This window comes from Sulfurovum lithotrophicum, assembly GCF_000987835.1.
Classification (GTDB): Bacteria; Campylobacterota; Campylobacteria; order Campylobacterales; family Sulfurovaceae; genus Sulfurovum; species Sulfurovum lithotrophicum.
Genome location: NZ_CP011308.1, coordinates 958453 through 975101 on the forward strand (window position 1 = coordinate 958453; position 16649 = coordinate 975101).

The 16649-nt window shown below is 45.5% G+C and carries 18 protein-coding genes; 13 read left to right on the forward strand and 5 right to left on the reverse strand.

The features are described 5' to 3' along the window. Positions 1-8 precede the first annotated feature (8 nt). From YH65_RS04635 to YH65_RS04650, 4 genes are all read right to left on the reverse strand, one after another. Positions 9-827 (reverse strand): HAD hydrolase family protein, encoded by an 819-nt coding sequence (locus YH65_RS04635; protein ID WP_046550843.1) that lies wholly within the window; start codon positions 825-827, stop codon positions 9-11. 3 nt (positions 828-830) lie between these two features. Beyond that, a complete protein-coding gene (locus tag YH65_RS04640; protein ID WP_154806466.1) occupies positions 831-1565 on the reverse strand; it encodes a hypothetical protein in 735 nt (244 codons plus the stop codon). Between the two features lie 228 nt (positions 1566-1793). Beyond that, on the reverse strand, positions 1794-2981 hold the full coding sequence (locus YH65_RS04645) for an NnrS family protein (RefSeq protein ID WP_052746092.1): 1188 nt from the start codon (positions 2979-2981) through the stop codon (positions 1794-1796). Between the two features lie 104 nt (positions 2982-3085). After that, complete coding sequence (locus tag YH65_RS04650) at positions 3086-4108, reverse strand: cytochrome-c peroxidase (protein ID WP_046550845.1); 1023 nt, start codon at positions 4106-4108, stop codon at positions 3086-3088. Positions 4109-4336: 228 nt separating this feature from the next. Here YH65_RS04650 and YH65_RS04655 point away from each other — a divergent pair, with 228 nt between their 5' ends. Beyond that, the gene (locus YH65_RS04655; protein ID WP_084722026.1) at positions 4337-5215 is read left to right on the forward strand and encodes an NAD(+)/NADH kinase; all 879 of its coding nucleotides are present in this window, start codon (positions 4337-4339) and stop codon (positions 5213-5215) included. Next, positions 5209-6747: a DNA repair protein RecN gene (locus tag YH65_RS04660; protein ID WP_046550847.1), complete on the forward strand. Its 1539-nt coding sequence runs from the start codon at positions 5209-5211 to the stop codon at positions 6745-6747. The genes YH65_RS04655 and YH65_RS04660 overlap by 7 nt, the downstream gene beginning before the upstream one ends. Here the strand turns inward: YH65_RS04660 and YH65_RS11210 are convergent. Then, positions 6728-7645 carry an Hpt domain-containing protein gene (locus YH65_RS11210; RefSeq protein ID WP_052746093.1) on the reverse strand — a complete coding sequence of 306 codons (918 nt, stop codon included), beginning with the start codon at positions 7643-7645 and terminating at the stop codon, positions 6728-6730. The genes YH65_RS04660 and YH65_RS11210 overlap by 20 nt on opposite strands. A 152-nt stretch (positions 7646-7797) precedes the next feature. Between YH65_RS11210 and YH65_RS04670 the strand changes: the two genes are divergently transcribed. The 11 genes from YH65_RS04670 (at position 7798) to YH65_RS04720 (ending at position 16643) form a co-directional block, all read left to right on the forward strand. Continuing rightward, positions 7798-8568, forward strand: coding sequence for a TatD family hydrolase (locus YH65_RS04670; protein ID WP_046550848.1), 771 nt, complete (start codon positions 7798-7800; stop codon positions 8566-8568). Between the two features lie 185 nt (positions 8569-8753). Further along, positions 8754-9539 carry a septal ring lytic transglycosylase RlpA family protein gene (locus YH65_RS04675; protein ID WP_046550849.1) on the forward strand — a complete coding sequence of 262 codons (786 nt, stop codon included), beginning with the start codon at positions 8754-8756 and terminating at the stop codon, positions 9537-9539. 14 nt (positions 9540-9553) lie between these two features. Beyond that, a complete protein-coding gene (gene hisB / locus YH65_RS04680; RefSeq protein ID WP_046550850.1) occupies positions 9554-10126 on the forward strand; it encodes an imidazoleglycerol-phosphate dehydratase HisB in 573 nt (190 codons plus the stop codon). Then, positions 10123-10620, forward strand: coding sequence for a KdsC family phosphatase (locus YH65_RS04685; RefSeq protein ID WP_084722027.1), 498 nt, complete (start codon positions 10123-10125; stop codon positions 10618-10620). Before hisB ends, YH65_RS04685 begins: the two co-directional genes overlap by 4 nt. Continuing rightward, complete coding sequence (locus YH65_RS04690; protein ID WP_046550851.1) at positions 10611-11123, forward strand: hypothetical protein; 513 nt, start codon at positions 10611-10613, stop codon at positions 11121-11123. Before YH65_RS04685 ends, YH65_RS04690 begins: the two co-directional genes overlap by 10 nt. A 41-nt stretch (positions 11124-11164) precedes the next feature. Then, positions 11165-11644 (forward strand): lipopolysaccharide transport periplasmic protein LptA, encoded by a 480-nt coding sequence (lptA, locus tag YH65_RS04695; RefSeq protein ID WP_046550852.1) that lies wholly within the window; start codon positions 11165-11167, stop codon positions 11642-11644. Continuing rightward, positions 11641-12261 (forward strand): ribosome biogenesis GTP-binding protein YihA/YsxC, encoded by a 621-nt coding sequence (gene yihA, locus YH65_RS04700; protein ID WP_046550853.1) that lies wholly within the window; start codon positions 11641-11643, stop codon positions 12259-12261. Before lptA ends, yihA begins: the two co-directional genes overlap by 4 nt. Continuing rightward, on the forward strand, positions 12258-12722 hold the full coding sequence (locus tag YH65_RS04705) for an N-acetyltransferase (RefSeq protein ID WP_046550854.1): 465 nt from the start codon (positions 12258-12260) through the stop codon (positions 12720-12722). Before yihA ends, YH65_RS04705 begins: the two co-directional genes overlap by 4 nt. Further along, on the forward strand, positions 12719-13180 hold the full coding sequence (locus YH65_RS04710) for a hypothetical protein (RefSeq protein ID WP_046550855.1): 462 nt from the start codon (positions 12719-12721) through the stop codon (positions 13178-13180). The genes YH65_RS04705 and YH65_RS04710 overlap by 4 nt, the downstream gene beginning before the upstream one ends. Then, the gene (gene mrdA / locus YH65_RS04715) at positions 13177-15111 is read left to right on the forward strand and encodes a penicillin-binding protein 2 (RefSeq protein ID WP_046550856.1); all 1935 of its coding nucleotides are present in this window, start codon (positions 13177-13179) and stop codon (positions 15109-15111) included. The genes YH65_RS04710 and mrdA overlap by 4 nt, the downstream gene beginning before the upstream one ends. Before the next feature lie 125 nt (positions 15112-15236). Further along, positions 15237-16643 (forward strand): hypothetical protein, encoded by a 1407-nt coding sequence (locus YH65_RS04720; RefSeq protein ID WP_046550857.1) that lies wholly within the window; start codon positions 15237-15239, stop codon positions 16641-16643. The last annotated feature ends 6 nt before the right edge of the window (positions 16644-16649 follow it).

Here is a 16649-nt window from a genome sequence, read left to right on the forward strand (position 1 = left end):
TCTGAATATCACAGCCCGGAAAGGTATTGTGCCACAGCATCCTCATCATTGCTGTGTGGCAGTACGATATCCGCTACATTCTTTACTTCATCCAAAGCGTTTGAGACTGCGATTGATGTCCCTGCAAGCCTGAACATCCCTATGTCATTGACGGAATCCCCAAAAACTGTGACATCGGAAGGATCGCGCTCAAGGTATTCCATAACTTTCTTGAGTGCATGGGCCTTGTCACCTTCGGGATGCAGTAAGGTGAGAAACCAGCCTCCACCGTATTTCTCCGGAGAGAGTTTCGCTTCTATCTCATTTCCAAATATATTTTTAAGGGCTTCATAAAGTGGTCTCAGCTGTTTTTCATACCCAAAATAGACGATCTTCAGATTCTGTTCCATCGTTCTATTGTCTGGGTTGAACTGCATACGAGGATCATCTTTATAGCCTTTGAGGACATCACGCTGATAATCATTGAGCTTTCTCGGGTATAAAAAAGATTCATTGATGTTACTGTCCTTCATCCCAATGATGAATGGGTCTATCTCATGTGCCATACCCACTTCCACAATGGCATCTCCCAGTATTTTCCCGATGGTCTTGATGTCTATGATCTCCTGTTCAGGAGTGATGATGATGGAACCGTCCAGCAGTATCATGGGAGTATTGATCTGCAGTTGGCTCAGCAATTCTTTTGCCTTGGTGAAACTCCGTGCTGTGGCCACGCTCATGAAGGCATCTTGCGCTTTTGTGTTCCATGCTTCTATGCTGAAAGGGCTGATGCTCAGGTCTGTGTGCAGAAAAGTATGGTCCAGGTCCGTAATATAGATGGGTTTCATTGTTTATCTTTGATGCTTGGATAGGTCGTAACGGCTGGCGATGGAGAGAAAGAACTCTTTGAGCGCATAGGCAGTCGCACCAAATACCGCTTTTGATTCATGATCCATGACAGGTGTTTTGACGATCTTGCGCAATTCTTCGAGCTCTCCGATGGTGAACTCTTTGGTAGCGTAGACTGTTTCGATCTTCCCTGTCTCCATCATCATTTTTATGTACCTCTCCCGGCTTTTTTTCATGCTCTCTTCATTCATTTTGGCACCACCGATACTGTTCTGCATCAGTGGTTTCATCAGGTTGTCAAAGAGAATGCCTATAGAATCTTTTGTATAGAGGGCTTCCCCGATCTTCTCTGCCAGCTCAATACGGGCTGACTCATCAGAATCCTGCTGTATTCGCTTCACGTAGGACTCTGCCAGCTTCGGGTCATATTCCGAATCGTTCTGTGCCGAGATGAAGCGCATAAGCAGTACGTTGCGGTACTGTTTAATGATCTCATCCATCTCATCTTCGCTCAGGTTTTTCTGAAGGTATTCTCTGAACCGTATGGGGAGCATTTGCATATCGTAGTTGCTTGTTTCATTATTCTCGCTGAGGTTGTTCTGCATCATTGAGAACTGTTTTTCGAGTTCAAGCAGCTGTTCTTCGGAGTAGGAGACGGAGAGATATTGCTCTACCTGTTCAGGTGTGGCGGAGAAGAGCAGTGTCGATAGAAGTATGGCATAGAGTAACTTTTTCATAAATGGGATTATAGCATAGAAATGCAGGGTGCGTAGCCACGCACCTTTTCCCAAATCCCGAAATAGAAATTCAGCACTCCTCGCCATCATCATGCCCATGGCCTTTGCTTCATATTCATCACCGCACCTACGGGTGCGCCTCAAACATGAAAACAAATCCCATGGACACGAGCATGACAAAGATTACAAGAATTCTATTTCGAGATTTGGGCTTTTAGACACAAAGATTCAACTCAGCTTTTTCCCGTTGATAAGAACGGCGAAGAAACGCACAGCCCAGGCAGTGAACATGATAAGCCATGCCGTTGCAGAGACGTCAAAGAGGACCATGAAGTTCCATCCCAGTGCTGCTGTGAGGGAAACAAGTATACGCAAGGCTACGACAACCTGTGTCCAGTAGAAAAGGAGGGTAACCCATTTGTCTGATTGCATAACATTGCCTGAGTGTCCGATGGTCACTCGGGTGCCGAAACCGATCATGATGGTAAAGACAAAGCCCAGAACAAGCATATGGATATCGAGTGCCAGAAAGTTCACGCCGCTTAGCAGTGTTGTGAGATTTACCAGTGCGGAAAGCATAAATGCAACAGGTATCCACAAGAGTGCGATATGCAGTATCCAGAGTAGAGGATTTGGGTTGGGGAAGGGCAGTTTCCATCTAAGAATTTCTTTGCCTGTGAATAGACCGATCAGCAGGTCTGCGATGAATGAACTGTTGGTGTAGATACCTTCAAGCAATACATGCAGGATCAGTAGTACGAAAATAGTCTTCATCAGGTAGTCATTTCGTCCCGCCATGCTGTGTGAGAAAAAAGGAACCATTCTCTGAGCTACTGAAAAGGTCAGAAAAAAGAGGAAGAGATAGGTGGATATCTCCGTGGAAAGTCCCATAAGCGGTGAGTAGAAGAATGCAGCAATGATGAAGAGAAAATGTGCCAGTACCCCCATCTTCATCGCTGTGAGTATCCAGTAGACATCGTGTTTGTCATCCATAGTGGTTCTGTTGTAGATATTCCTGAGGATATCGGTTCCCATCAGGTGTCCGATGAACACTACGGCCATGCCGATACCCGAAAAGACAGGGGTCACGATACTGCCAAGCAGCACGAGTGTTGCGCCGATGTAGTAGAAACCGAAAACACGCATATAGGTACTTTTTTCGATGAGCGGAGTGGCTGTGAAGCGTGGGAATGTCGTAAAAAGAAAACCGAAAAAGGCTGGAGTAAACATCAGGTAAGTGAATACGTAGACATGGAAGCTGACCGGAGAGACAGGCATATGCAGTACACCTTTGTAGGCAAGCATGAATATCAGCATCCCTGCTAGGGCGGAGATGAATGCCAGAATAAAAAATGGCTGGTGAGGCTGTGAAAAGAAATAGCTGTTTTCAGACTCTTCCGAGAATTTCATATGCATGAAGATACCTTTTGTTTTTATTAGGAAAGAAATTTTAAAACATTATCATAACAAAAGAGTTTGAAAAAAAGGGGTCCTGCCCCGAAAAGGGGCGACAGGAGAGATTACTTGAAGTCTGGCTTCGGTGTTTTGAGTGTACTTTCCGGGAACTGAGGGTAAACGATTTCAGGTTTTTTCCCATCAAGTGCCTTGAAGAATGTTACGATCTTGGCAGCATCTTCATCGGAGATCTTCATTCCAAGCTGTGTTTCACCCATGATCTTGACCGCTTCTTTCAGATCCCATACAGTACCGTTATGGAAGTAGGGTGCTGTTTCGGTAATGTTTCTGAGTGTCGGTGTTTTAACCATACCGTTCTTATCACCCTTGAAGTCACCTACATTGGCATATTTAAATTTGCCTACAGCAGGGAAAGGCTGCATACTCCCACCCAGAGCAATACCCGTATGGCAGGAAGTACATCCTTTGTCGATGAATGTAGCAAGACCTGCTTTTTCGGCATCGCTCAACGCATCTTCTTTCCCGTTGAGGTAGTCATCAAATCTTGAAGGTGTTACAAGTGTTCTTTCAAAGATACCGATGGTTTTTGTGATGGTAACAAAATCTACTTTGACATCCTTTCCGTACGCTTTTTTGAATTCATCCACATACGCAGGGATGGAATTGACTCTTGCTTCTACCAGTGAAGGTGCTGCAGCCATTTCCGGTGCCGCCTGCATAGGACCCTGTGCCTGGTCCTCAAGGTCTGGGCTTCGTCCATCCCAGAACTGTTTGTCGAAGAATACCGCATTGTAGACTGTCGGTGAATTGAGGTGATGCGGGTTTGCCGTCCAGTTGTGGCCTGTCGCGGCAGGTACACCGTCTACACCGCCCAGACCAAGGTTGTGGCAGGTGTTACATGAAATGATACCGCTCTTTGAGAGTCTTGGTTCAAAATAGAGTTTTTTACCCAGTTTAAGCCTTTCCGGGCTAATGGTCTTATTTGGATCGATAAGCTTCATCAGCTCCGCTTTGTCCGTAGGGATCGCTTTGAGACCTGCATTTTTGGCTTTGTCTGCAACTGATGCTGCACCAAGCAGCAGTGAAGATGCCAACAACGACATTCCCATAAATTTAATGATTTTCATCTATACACACTCCTAAAGTTTTTGATAATCGTATTATAAAGAAGAAATGCTTAATAACAATTAAAATTATAAAATAATAATTATTATTCTTTAAGTTTTTTACAGAGAATGTTTATTCTCTATACAGTCTGAACGAATAAACCTGACAATTCGATAGTTTTTTAATCCTCAAAAGCAAGATTATGATACTCTAGATCCAATACTATACAAAACCCTATCAGGAAAACAATGAGCAACGAGAAACTTATACAGATAAAAACAGCCGGATTCATTCTGAAACCTGACTCTCCGGAGATAAAACCGCTTTATGAGAAGATCAAAGCGCAGTTTGAAGCCAAAGGTATCGATGTAATGCTTTCTGAAAAGTCTGCAAGGATGATAGGACTGAACGGTATGCCTTTTGAAGTGATGTGTGCCAAGGCGGACTTCCTTGTTTCCCTGGGAGGGGACGGGACACTGCTGTCTCTTGTACGACGCAGCTACGGCTACCATAAACCGGTTGTCGGTATCAATGCCGGCAATCTGGGTTTTCTGGCCGACATTACCCTGGATGATGTAGATGCCTTTCTGGGACGCCTGCTTTCCGGAGAGTACCGGATAGATGACCGTATGATGATCAAAGGATATATTGCAAAAAGATCAGGTGAAAAGAAAGAGTTCATTGCCTTCAACGATGTGGTCATTACCTCTCCCGAGCCTTCCAAAATGGTAAAAGTCAATGCCTCGATCGGCGGGGAACGTTTCAACAGCTACACGGGAGACGGGCTTATCATCTCCACCCCTACGGGATCGACGGCCTACAACCTTTCAGCAGGAGGCCCCATTGTCTACCCGTTGACACAGGCATTCATCATTACGCCTGTACTGGCACACTCTCTGGCCAATCAGCGTCCTCTGGTCGTACCGGCAGATTTCAGTATTGAACTGGATGCGGAGAAGTACCGTGCCATCGCTTCTATAGACGGACAGGAAGTGTATGAACTCGAAGAGGGGGATGTGCTCTACATTGCCGGTGCCAAAAAAGGTGCAAAGCTGATTCACAGGATGGAACACAACTACTTCTCTGTACTTCGTGAAAAACTTCACTGGGGAGACCGAAATTGGTAGAGCGTCTCTATCTTCGTGACCTGGTGACCTTTCAGGCACTCGAGCTTGAATTCGAGCAGGGGCTTGTGGTCTTTACCGGGCCCAGCGGTGCGGGAAAGTCAGTGTTGATGTCTGCCATTCTTTCCAGTTTCGGCTACGCCACACAGGGGGCGGCAGCACTCTGCGAACTCAATGTGCTCAAGCCGCCAAAACTCTCCAGCGAAGCATACCTTCTTGAAGAAGAACTTACTGTCAAGACAATGAAAAAAGAGAAACTGCGCTACTTTATCGACGGGCAGAACATTTCCAAAAAGACATTGTCGGAACTCTTTTCCCCCTATGTACGCTATCTGAGTGTTCGTGACAAAGGCGGTTTTGAGTCCGAAGCGCTCCTGGAACTGATAGACAGTACATTGACAGGCAAAGACAAGACGTACAGAAAGCTCCTGAAAGAATACAGGAAACGTTACAGTAATTACAGGGATAAAGCAAAGGAGCTTGCAAAGATCAGGGAAGATGAGGCCAGACTGGCGGAGCTGATAGAGTTTGCCACCTATGAAATAGAAAAGATTGAAACTGTCAATCCCCAGGTGGGTGAGGAAGAGGAGCTTTTTGGAATCAAACAGCAGCTTTCACGTATAGACAAGATAAAGGAGGCGCTTGAGAACGCTTCTGAGATCTTCCGTTTTGAAAGCAGTGTGGAAGAGATTTATCGACTGCTGGACAAAAAGAGTGACCTCTTTACTGAAGCGATGAATCAGCTAAGAGCAGACTTTGAAGATACCGAGATGCTTGCCGAAGAGCTTGAAGAAGTGAATGTTGAAGAAGTGCTTGACAGGTTGAGTGAACTGACAGCATTGAAAAACCGTTACGGTTCGATCGAAGAAGCCCTGGCATACAAAGAGGCCAAAAAAGCGGAGCTTGCAGGTTATGAGAATATTGAACGAGACAAGAGTATGCTGGAGCAGTTTTTAATGCTTGAAGAGAGTGAGCTTGGTATTCTTGCAGGCAAGATATCTCAGGCACGCAAGAAAGAAGCTTTGGCAATAGAAAAGAGGCTGGCAGGGTATCTGGAGGATCTGAAACTGCCTCCGATGCAGTTGCGGTTCAACTCTATTTCCCTGAATAGAGGGGGCATGGATGAAGTTGAGGTGAGGCTTGGCTCTTCAAGTGCCACAACGCTCAGCGGCGGGGAATTCAACCGTCTTCGACTGGCACTGATGGCAGTCAGTATTGGAGAGAGTACACAGAAACAGGGAGTTCTGATACTCGATGAGATCGATGCCAATGTCAGTGGAGATGAGTCCATCGCCATCGCTACGATGATTGCCCAACTCTCGTCAGTCTATCAGATATTTGCCATTTCCCATCAGCCGCATCTCTCTGCAAAGGCGGATCAGCATATCGTGGTCACAAAAGAAGGGAGTGAAAGCAGAGCGGAAGTGCTGGATAATTCAGGCCGTATCGACGAGATCGCACGTATCATCTCCGGAGAGAAACCGACCGAACAGGCGGTGGCATTTGCCCAGAAGCTTAGAGATACTGCGCCTTGAGGTTACCCAGCTGAATCTTCAGTTCTTTATAGTAGGATTTTGCAATTAGAGGGTCAGTTCCTGTTTTAAGATAGGTGTTGCAGTCTACAAGCAGATCGGCTACACCGCCTGTACCGATATTGGTCGAGGAACCTTTGATGCTGTGTGTCAGTCGCTCCATCTGATGAAAATCCCCCTCTTGTAGGGCTTTTTCTATGAGAGGCAACTGCTCTTCTATCTGGGGGATAAGCTCTTTGACGAAATCTTTCGCTTCTTCATCGGAGAGTCCCATCTCAACCAGTCTTGAATGATCGAAGTCGGGATAGGCTGGAAGGGCCTTTGCTTCTTTAGCTTTTTTGGCTGCCTCTTCCTCTTCTGCTTTCCTTTTTGCTTCGGCTTCTTCATGTGCTTTGCGTGCCGCTTCAATTCTTTGCGCCTCTTCCTCGGCTTGTTTTTTAGCTTCTGCCTGGGCAGTCTCCCTGGCAGCTTTCTCTTTCTGGGCTTTTCTTTTGGCTTCTGTCTCTTCGAGAGTTTTTCTTTCTGCTTCGGCTCTTTGTGCTTCCTTCTCGGCAGCTTTTTCGGCTTCTTCTTTTGCTTCAGATGCTTCTCTGGCAGCTTTTTCTTCTGCTTTTTTCCGTGCTTCTTCTTCTCTGTTTCGGCGTGCCTCTTCAGTTCTTCTAGCTTCTTTTTCAGCTCTCTGTCTGGCTCTTTCTTTCTGTAGTTCAGTAGCCTTTTTTAGTTCTGCTTTTTCTTTTGCCTTGGTTCTGGCAGCTTTTTTGGCTGCTCTTTTTTCTGCGGCTTTGTCAATTTTTCGTTTCGTTTCTTCTTTGTTTACAGGGGGTTTTGTGGTTTTGCTTTCGCTGTAGACAAGTAGTACGAGGATTAGAAAAATAATAAAGAGTATAATATATGCAGCCATGAGAAAAGCCTCCTACTTAGAAATTCCCTTTTTAATATATAAACTATATCTTATTTAAGATTAGAGAAAGTTTCCCGCTTCTGTTTTTGGATTCCATTCCCTGATTCTGTGATTTTTTGCTATAATCCATCTTAAAAAGGCAGGTATTACCGATGATCATAGATACACATTGCCATTTGGATGATATGCGTTACAATGACGATCTTGATGATGTGATACACAGAGCCCGGCAGAACGGTGTGGAGAAATTCATTATACCAGGTGCCGATCCGCAGAGCCTGGAGCGTGCTGTGCAGATCGCGGAGCAGCATGACTCTGTCTATTTTGCCGTAGGGGTACACCCCTATGATGCCGGACATTATAACCGCAGCTATCTTGAAAAGTTCGTTGAGCATCCCAAATGTGTCGCCATCGGTGAATGTGGTCTTGATTACTTCAGGCTTCCGGAATCTGAAGAGGAGATCACAGCTGAAAAGAAACGCCAGAAAGAGGTTTTTATAGACCAGATCCTTTTGGCAAAAGAGCAAAAGAAACCGCTCATTGTCCACATCCGTGATGCAAGTGCAGATTCTCTCGAACTGCTGCAAAAGTATGCCGGAGAGGAGGGTGGGGTACTGCATTGTTACAATGCGGACGAATCTCTGCTGAAACTTGCTGACAGGAATTTTTACTATGGTATCGGTGGGGTACTGACATTCAAGAATGCAAGGAAACTCATCAATGTCTACCCAAAGATCCCGCAGGAGAAACTCCTCATTGAAACGGATGCGCCTTACCTGACACCGCATCCGCACCGTGGAGAACGCAATGAACCTGCATACTGTACTTTTGTGGCAGAAAAGATGAGTGAACTCAGTGGTATGCCTTGTGAAAAGATGGAAACACTGACGACAGAGAATGCCGTCAGGTTGTTTGGGATATAAGGCATAAAGGGCTTTTCCGACCTTTTTATCTACCTTTCTTGAAGATGATTTTCTTGAGCTCGATTCCATTCTACTCGTACCTGTCAGCAGAAAAACCTTCGAAAAGATGCTGCGTACTCTGTAAAAGGGCAAGCGTAGATAAAGAGAAATAAAGAGATAATATCTAAAAATAATCGGGGACCTGTTTGAGACGATCTTCCATACTTCTACTGCTTGCGGTTTTCTTCTTTTCGACTATGTTGTTTACGGGATGTGCCGGTAAGCAAAAGCATGTCTATAAAGCATCAGGCCATACATCAGCGGCAAGACAGAAGTCTACTATGCGCTGTTATACGGTATGGGGGAAGCGTTATAATCCTACCTATGTGAAAGTAGGACAGAAGATGAATGGTGTCTCGAGTTGGTACGGGCCCAATTTTCACGGAAAATACACCAGTAACGGTGAACATTACAACATGTATGCCAGAACGGCTGCACACAAGACCTGGCCCATGGACACGATGGTAAGGGTACACAATCTGCAGAACGGGAAAAGTACGATCGTGCGTATCAATGACAGGGGGCCGTTCGTCAGAGGGCGAATCATAGACTGTTCCTACAAAGCGGGCAAAGAGATCGGTCTTGACAGAATGGGCATTGCAAAAGTGCAGATAGAAGTGGTCGGTTTTTCCGGAAAAGTGCAGTCTGATGCTGCTATTTCCAGAGCGCGCAGGACCAATACACAAGCGCGTGTGAAACTGACGGACTTCGGTGTACAGGTGGGTGCGTTCAGACGTTATGAAGGCGCGAAGATCTATCGGCAGAAATATGCCGGACGCTATCCGAAATACAAGTCGGTCATCAGGAAGTTTGCGGATGTGGACGGTGCACCACTGTACCGTGTATGGCTGATGGGCTTCAACTCGGAAGAAGAAGCACGTGACTTTAAAAACTGTAATGATATGCCGGGCGCATTCATTGTACGAAATTAAGATGAGGGGATAAAATGATTGAAGTAACAAGAGAGACAAAAGAGACACAGATCTCGGTAAAACTGAACCTTTACGGGAAGGGACAGGCGAAGATAGACACGGGTGTCGGATTCTTCGACCATATGCTCGAAGCATTCACCAAACATGCACACATCGATATGGAAATATCCTGTAGCGGCGATACGCATATTGACGACCACCATACGGTTGAAGATGTGGGCATTGTGATCGGTCAGGCTTTGCGAAAAGCGATCTACCCTGTCAAGAGTATCGAGCGTTTCGGGAATGCCACGGTCGTGATGGATGAAGCAAGTGTGACCTGCGATATAGATCTTTCCAACCGCGGATTCCTTGTATTTGAACTGCCTATCGGCGGTAAGGTGGGAGAGTTCGATGTAGAACTGGTCGAAGAGTTCTTCCGGGCTTTCGCCTTCAACCTTCCATTGACGCTGCACCTGATCTACAACCGCGGAAAGAACAAACACCACATCATCGAAGCGGCTTTTAAAGCCCTGGCTGTGTCACTGAGACGTGCAGTAGCCATCAATGAGAATGCAGGTATACCGAGTACAAAAGGTGTACTGTGAGCATTGAACTGATCGTACTCGATGTGGACGGTACTATGACTGACAGCCGTATTACCTATTCACAGACCGGTGATGAAATAAAGTCTTTTAACGTCAAGGATGGTTTGGCGATCGCCAGCTGGAGAAAACTGGGGAAACAGGTGGCCATTATTACCGGCAGGAAGTCGGCTATTGTCGAACGCCGTGCCAAAGAGCTGCGTATAGAGCATTTCTATCAGGGGGTCGAAAACAAAAAAGAGGTCCTCGATGCGCTTTTGGAAAGACTGGATATCAGTATGAAGCATGTAGCAGCCATAGGTGATGACCTCAATGACCTCAGTATGCTCAAGGCGGCCGAGATCTCTTTTGTGCCAAGGGATGCCTCTGTACATGTAGACAGGATCGCTACGGTTGTCCTCTCTAAAAAAGGAGGGGATGGTGCGGTGAGAGAAATGATAGAGTATCTTATCGTCAAAGAGGGGCTGGAAAAAGAGTATCTGGGACTATGGGATTAAAGTTAGAACTACTGCTTGGCATACTGATCGTGGTAATGCTTGCTATAGCCTATAATGTGAAGCTTGTCGATGATGTCACAACGAAAGAGCGTTCCCGAAAAGAGATGGAATTCACCGATACGACTTTTACCGAAGTCGATACAAAGAGACTGCTTTCAGTACTGTTCAGTACGCATGGTACCCGTCAGAAAGGTATCTTGAGTGTGGACAATGTCATCTATCACAGCGATACCATTGAGCTGCTGCTGGCAGACAAAGGACGATATTTTGCCGATAAGGCGTATCTGGATGGAAATATCAGTGTGAAACAAAAAGAGGGCTTTAACTATTATGCTGAACATGTCATATATGACAAAAAGACGGAGATACTCACAATCACTTCAACTTTTACTGCACTGATGGATAAAAATACGATACACGGTAATACAGGCTGGTACGATACGCGTAAAAAAATACTTTTTGCCAAAAAGATCCATGCGGTAGTTTATACGGCTGAAAAGTAATAAATGGTATAATAAATATTAAATTTTAAGAAGGCTACATTGTGAATTTTATCAAACTGCTGCTCCCTTTTTTCATGCTGTTTGCATTGTATGCCCAAAAGGTGGAAGTCTCCTCTGATTCCATGAAGGCCGAAGAGATGAAAAAAGAGGTACATTTCATCGGGAATGTCAAGGTGAAACAGCATGACAGTTGGCTGCATGGTGACAAAGTGGTCGTTTATTTCGATGAGAACAACAAGACGAAGATGTATGAAGCCCAGGCGATAGGCAAAGAGAAAACAGTGACCTTTGAAGTTAAAGAGAAAAAGGGATTTTACAAAGGAAGTGCACTCAATGTAAAGTATTATCCTGTTACGTCCAAGTATGTCCTGACAGGCAAAGCCGTCATTGATGACCTTCTGAATAAACGACACGTTAACGGAGATGTCATTACGTTGGACATGATCACTGGAAATGCGATAGTCAAAGGCAGCAGAAAAAAACCGGTCAAGTTTATTTTTGATATGAAGGAGAAGAAGTGAGTGCACCACGTATCGTAGAAGCATCTTTTATAAAGTCTGCCCAGAGTATCGCTGATTCTCTTCCTGAAGATATGAGTGAAGTGGTCTTTCTGGGGCGCTCCAATGTAGGCAAAAGCTCAACACTCAACTCTCTGACACAGCGTAAGAACCTGGCAAAAAGCTCTGCCACACCGGGAAAAACACAACTGATCAACTTCTTTGAAACACGCTATCTTTTCAATGAAGAGAGTTATCCTGTACGCTTTGTCGATCTGCCTGGTTTTGGATATGCCAAGGTCTCAAAGTCACTTAAAGAGGTCTGGCAGAAGAATCTGGTCGAGTTCATCGAACACCGTGTCTCCATCAGGCTTTTTATCCATTTGCGTGACGCACGGCATCCCCATGCCAAAATAGATGATGATGTGGAAGCGTACATTTCCGAGTTCATCCGTCCCGATCAGCGTTACCTGACCGTCTTTACCAAGATCGACAAACTCAATCAGAAAGAGCGGGCCAAGCTCAAACGGGAATTCCCCGGTTCCATTACGGTGTCGAACATGAAGAAGAACGGACACGACAGGGTACATTACGAAATACTCAGTACGATCTTCGGTGTCGATGAGGAGAAAACGGTTTGATCACTCTGGTAAAAGCGAACCTGGCAGATATTCCTGCGATGCAGGCCCTGGTGGTCTCAGAGGTGAAAGAGGGGGTGATCCTGAACCGAAGCGAAGATGAGGTGGCCACGAATATACGCTCCTATGTACTGGCGAAAGAGGGAGAGAAGCTGATAGGCTATACGGCACTGCACATCCACTCCAGAAGAGTAGCGGAAATACGGAGCCTCATTGTCGATGCAGCGTACCGTGGGAAGAGGATCGGGCAAAAACTGGTTGAATTCGCTGTGGAAGAAGCAAAAGTCCTGAAGGTGCAGGAGGAAGTATTGGTCTTGACCTATACCCCCGGATTTTTTGAGAAACTCGGTTTCAGGGAGATCAACAAAGAGGCGATCCCCGAGCACAAGATCTGGACGGACTGTATCAAATGTATCCATTTCCCTGTCTGTAACGAAGTGGCGCTGGTATACAAAATCTCATGAGAAACCCCACTTTGTCAAAATATCTGATGAAACTGCTTTTCTGGGGTTTGCTTCTTTTCTTCGTTCTCTTTTATCCTATGTTGATCTCATTTTATGTTTTCCTGCCTCTGCTCATAGGTGTCATGGGCTATCTTTTTATCAGCGGCATCGATCGGGGGAAGTGGGGATATGTACTGATTGCCCTGATCTATTTCATCAACCTTGAGGTGAACCTTTCTCTGCCGTTCTTTCTGATACTTATTTCGGTGCTTATTGTTTATATGACTTTCTACGGTACCCTGAGCCATTTGAAAAAATGCAGGATATGTATACCGATCCTTACTGTTTTGCTGATCGACCTGGTCTATCTCGGTGTACTGCTCGCCTATGATTTTATCTTCAGTACACACAGTATCATGCTCGATACGATCCTGCTCTATTCGCTGATCGTCGATCTGCTTGTAGTGGTGGTGATATGAGATATAAGATAACACTGCTGCTTTTCATTCTGGTATGGGCAGGTATGATCATCCGTCTTTACCATGTCAGCGTCAAATCCAACTTCTATTATGAAGGTCTTGCCAAGGCGAATATAGAGAGAAAAGAGTACATCAAGCCTGTAAGAGGCGAGATCACCGACCGTAACGGGAATCTTCTGGCCATGAACCAGATCGGTTTTTCACTCTCCATCAAGCCGCATCTCTCTACAAAGAATGTAGAAGGGAAGAAGAGTGAACTGGAGCAGGCGGTGGACATTCTGCTTGAAACTTTCCCTGATCTGAACAAAACGGTGATGATGAAGGTCTATAAGAAGAAGAGCTCTCCCTACAACCACAAATATATCAAAGTGGTCGACTTTATACACTATGCGAATATGATGAGTGCCTACCCCAAACTAAGTATGTATGACGGTATTAAAATAGAAGCCGAAACGAAACGGTACTACCCATACGGAAAATATGCGGCACATCTCATCGGCTATACCGGGAGATCGAATAGGAAAGAGAATGAAGCGGACGAAGTGGTCGATATCGTTGGGAAAGTGGGAAAAAGCGGACTTGAAAAGTATTACAACACTTTTCTTCAAGGTGAACTGGGATATCAGATCAATAAAGTGACCGCAAGGAACAGAGCCATCGATGTGCTTGAAAAGATGCTGCCCAAAGACAACCGAAATCTTGAGCTCAATATCGATATTGACCTGCAGAAGATGATCTATGAGCATTTTGGTGATGCGACCGGTGTGGCGATCGTCATGAAAACGACAGGCGAGATCATTGCAGCTGTAAGTTACCCTGCCTACGACCCCAATCTTTTTGTCGGAGGGATCAGCTCTAAAGACTGGAAAGCACTGCAGGAAGACCTGGCACACCCTTTCACCAACAAGATTACCCACGGGACCTATCCTCCCGGGTCTTCCATCAAACCGGGAATGGCTCTGGCATTTGATAAAGCCAAGCCTGGTATCCTCCAAAAGAGTGAATACTGTCCGGGATTTATGACTATCGGGAACAGCAAACACAAGTTCCGCTGCTGGAAACACAGCGGGCACGGCACGGTTTATTTGCGTAAAGCGATCATGCAGAGCTGTGATGTCTACTTCTACAAAAAAAGCCTTCAGGTCGGTATCGATGCTATGGCGAAAAATCTGCGCTCATTCGGTCTGGGAGTGAAGACCGGTGTGGACCTTCCAAGAGAGTACAACGGTGTTATCCCTGACAAAACATGGAAAATGAAACGTTTCAAGAAGCCGTGGTTCCTGGGAGAGACAGTTATTGCCGCTATCGGACAGGGGTATGACCTTGTTACACCGCTTCAGATAGCACGCTACACGGCATTAGTAGCGACAGGTAACCTTGTGACACCGCGTGTGGCAAAGCGTATTGACGGGGTGGATGTTAATATAACGAGTGTACCGATAAAGTTCAACCCATGGTCGATCTCAGAGGTACGTAAAGGAATGTACGATGTTTGTAATACACTGGGCGGTACCGCGTACAGACTGATGCATGACCTTCCTGTTAAAGTAGCGGGTAAAACCGGTACATCCCAGGTAACATCTATTCCGCAGGGAATGGGACGTCGTCTTAAAGAGTCGGAACTGGCCTACTTCCACCGTTCACATGCATGGATCACGACTTATGCACCGTATGATAATCCCCAGTACGTTGTGGCGGTTCTTATCGAGCACGGGGGGCACGGGGGCAGTACTTCTGCACCCATGGCAGGTGATATCTACCGGTGGCTCTACAAGAATGGATATATTACAAGCGAACTACAAAAAAACATAGATACAGCGGTTGGAATGGAAGCACAGGAGAGTGTTGAAATAAAGAAGAAAAAAGAGAAGATCAGAAAGCGGAATGAAGAGCTCAGAAAGAAAAGCAGTGAAGGGTTGTCTCTCTTTTAAAAGCTGTTAGGAGGGATGATTTCTTACAAATCCATTGAAAAGATTCGTGATAACCTGTACAGGTTCATCTTTGCAAATAAGACCAATTAACTCCTATTTAAAACCCACTATGCTATACTAAAACCATGATGAATGAAAAACCAACACTCAAACAACTGCTTGAAGTTTCAGAAGGTAAAAAACTGCTTTTTCTTGGAAAAGAAGGGATCTTTACTGAAAAAGAGGTAGCACGTTTTCTAAAAAAGTACAAGATCACGGCGACCAAATATCTTGAAGAGGATGTGGTAGGTGTGGTGGAATACCACAGGCTCAACCCTCTCGAAGAAGATATCTCCAACGATGCCTATGATCGCAAACTGCCTCTTTTCAAGCTGAACGAATTCGAGCAGCTTCTCTCTGAAGAGATAGATGATGATGCATTACTGATGGCTATCAGGCTGGGAAATGACCAGGAACGGCTCATCAGGCTGCTTGGGAATGAACACCTTACAGATGAACTCTTTGTCAGACTGCTTAAAATGTACCGCTTTGATGAAGAAGAAGAGGATAACCGTCAGGACCGTGATGTCATTATGTATACACTGCGCCGTTACATCGATATCAGGCCCAATGAAGAGGACCTACTCTATAGCTACCTGACACTCAGACGTCTTGCAACGGAAGCAACTGATTCCCAGCTGCTTATGGCTTTGCTGGGCTTTCCGAATTTTGAATTTCTGGTACGGGGAAAAGAGAAGGTGACACTGCATGAGACTATAGCAAGGAATCCTGCTTTAAGTGAAGAGCTCATTCGCAAACTGCTCTCTCTCAGAGAGACCAAGGTCAATGTAGCACTGGCAGGGAACCATTCTGCGGGGAGTGAGGTTTTGAAATTTCTGCTTGAGAGGAATGATACACAGATAAACAAAGCTCTGGCAACCAACCCTTCCATCGATAATGAGCTCTTTTCTGCTTTATTGGAGAAGGAAAACGAGGTCATTTCATTGCTGCTGATACATCAGCCTATTGACACTGAGCGTCTCGAACTGATTGAAAAATATGGAGTGAACGAGCATCTTTTTGTGCTGATAGGGCATAACAGTTCTCTTGCAATGAGGGTGATCAGCAAACTGTTGGAAAAAGGGAATGTGGAGCTGTTGGAAGCCCTGAGCGGGAACAAAGCAGTATCATCTGATGTTCTGGAGCTTATTTACCAGCATGATGAGGTAGAGGATTTTGTGCATCTGGCACGGAACCCCTCCACACCGCTGTGGATTCTTCAGGCACTTTATGAAGAGAATATGGAGAGCCCGGAAATTCTTGCGGCACTGGCACACAACCCGTCCCTGCCTGAAAGGATACTCCGGGAACTGTTTGAGAGAGATGAACTTTCCATCAATAAAGGTTTGGCAAGCAATGCCGCTTTACCTCTGGAACTTCTGGATATTCTTAAAGTAGATACACGACTGCAGAACGAGTTGGCAAAGAATGAGAACCTGCTGAAATCGTATGAAGAGGTATTGAAGCAGAATAAAGTGATGATGAACGTTTGATAAATG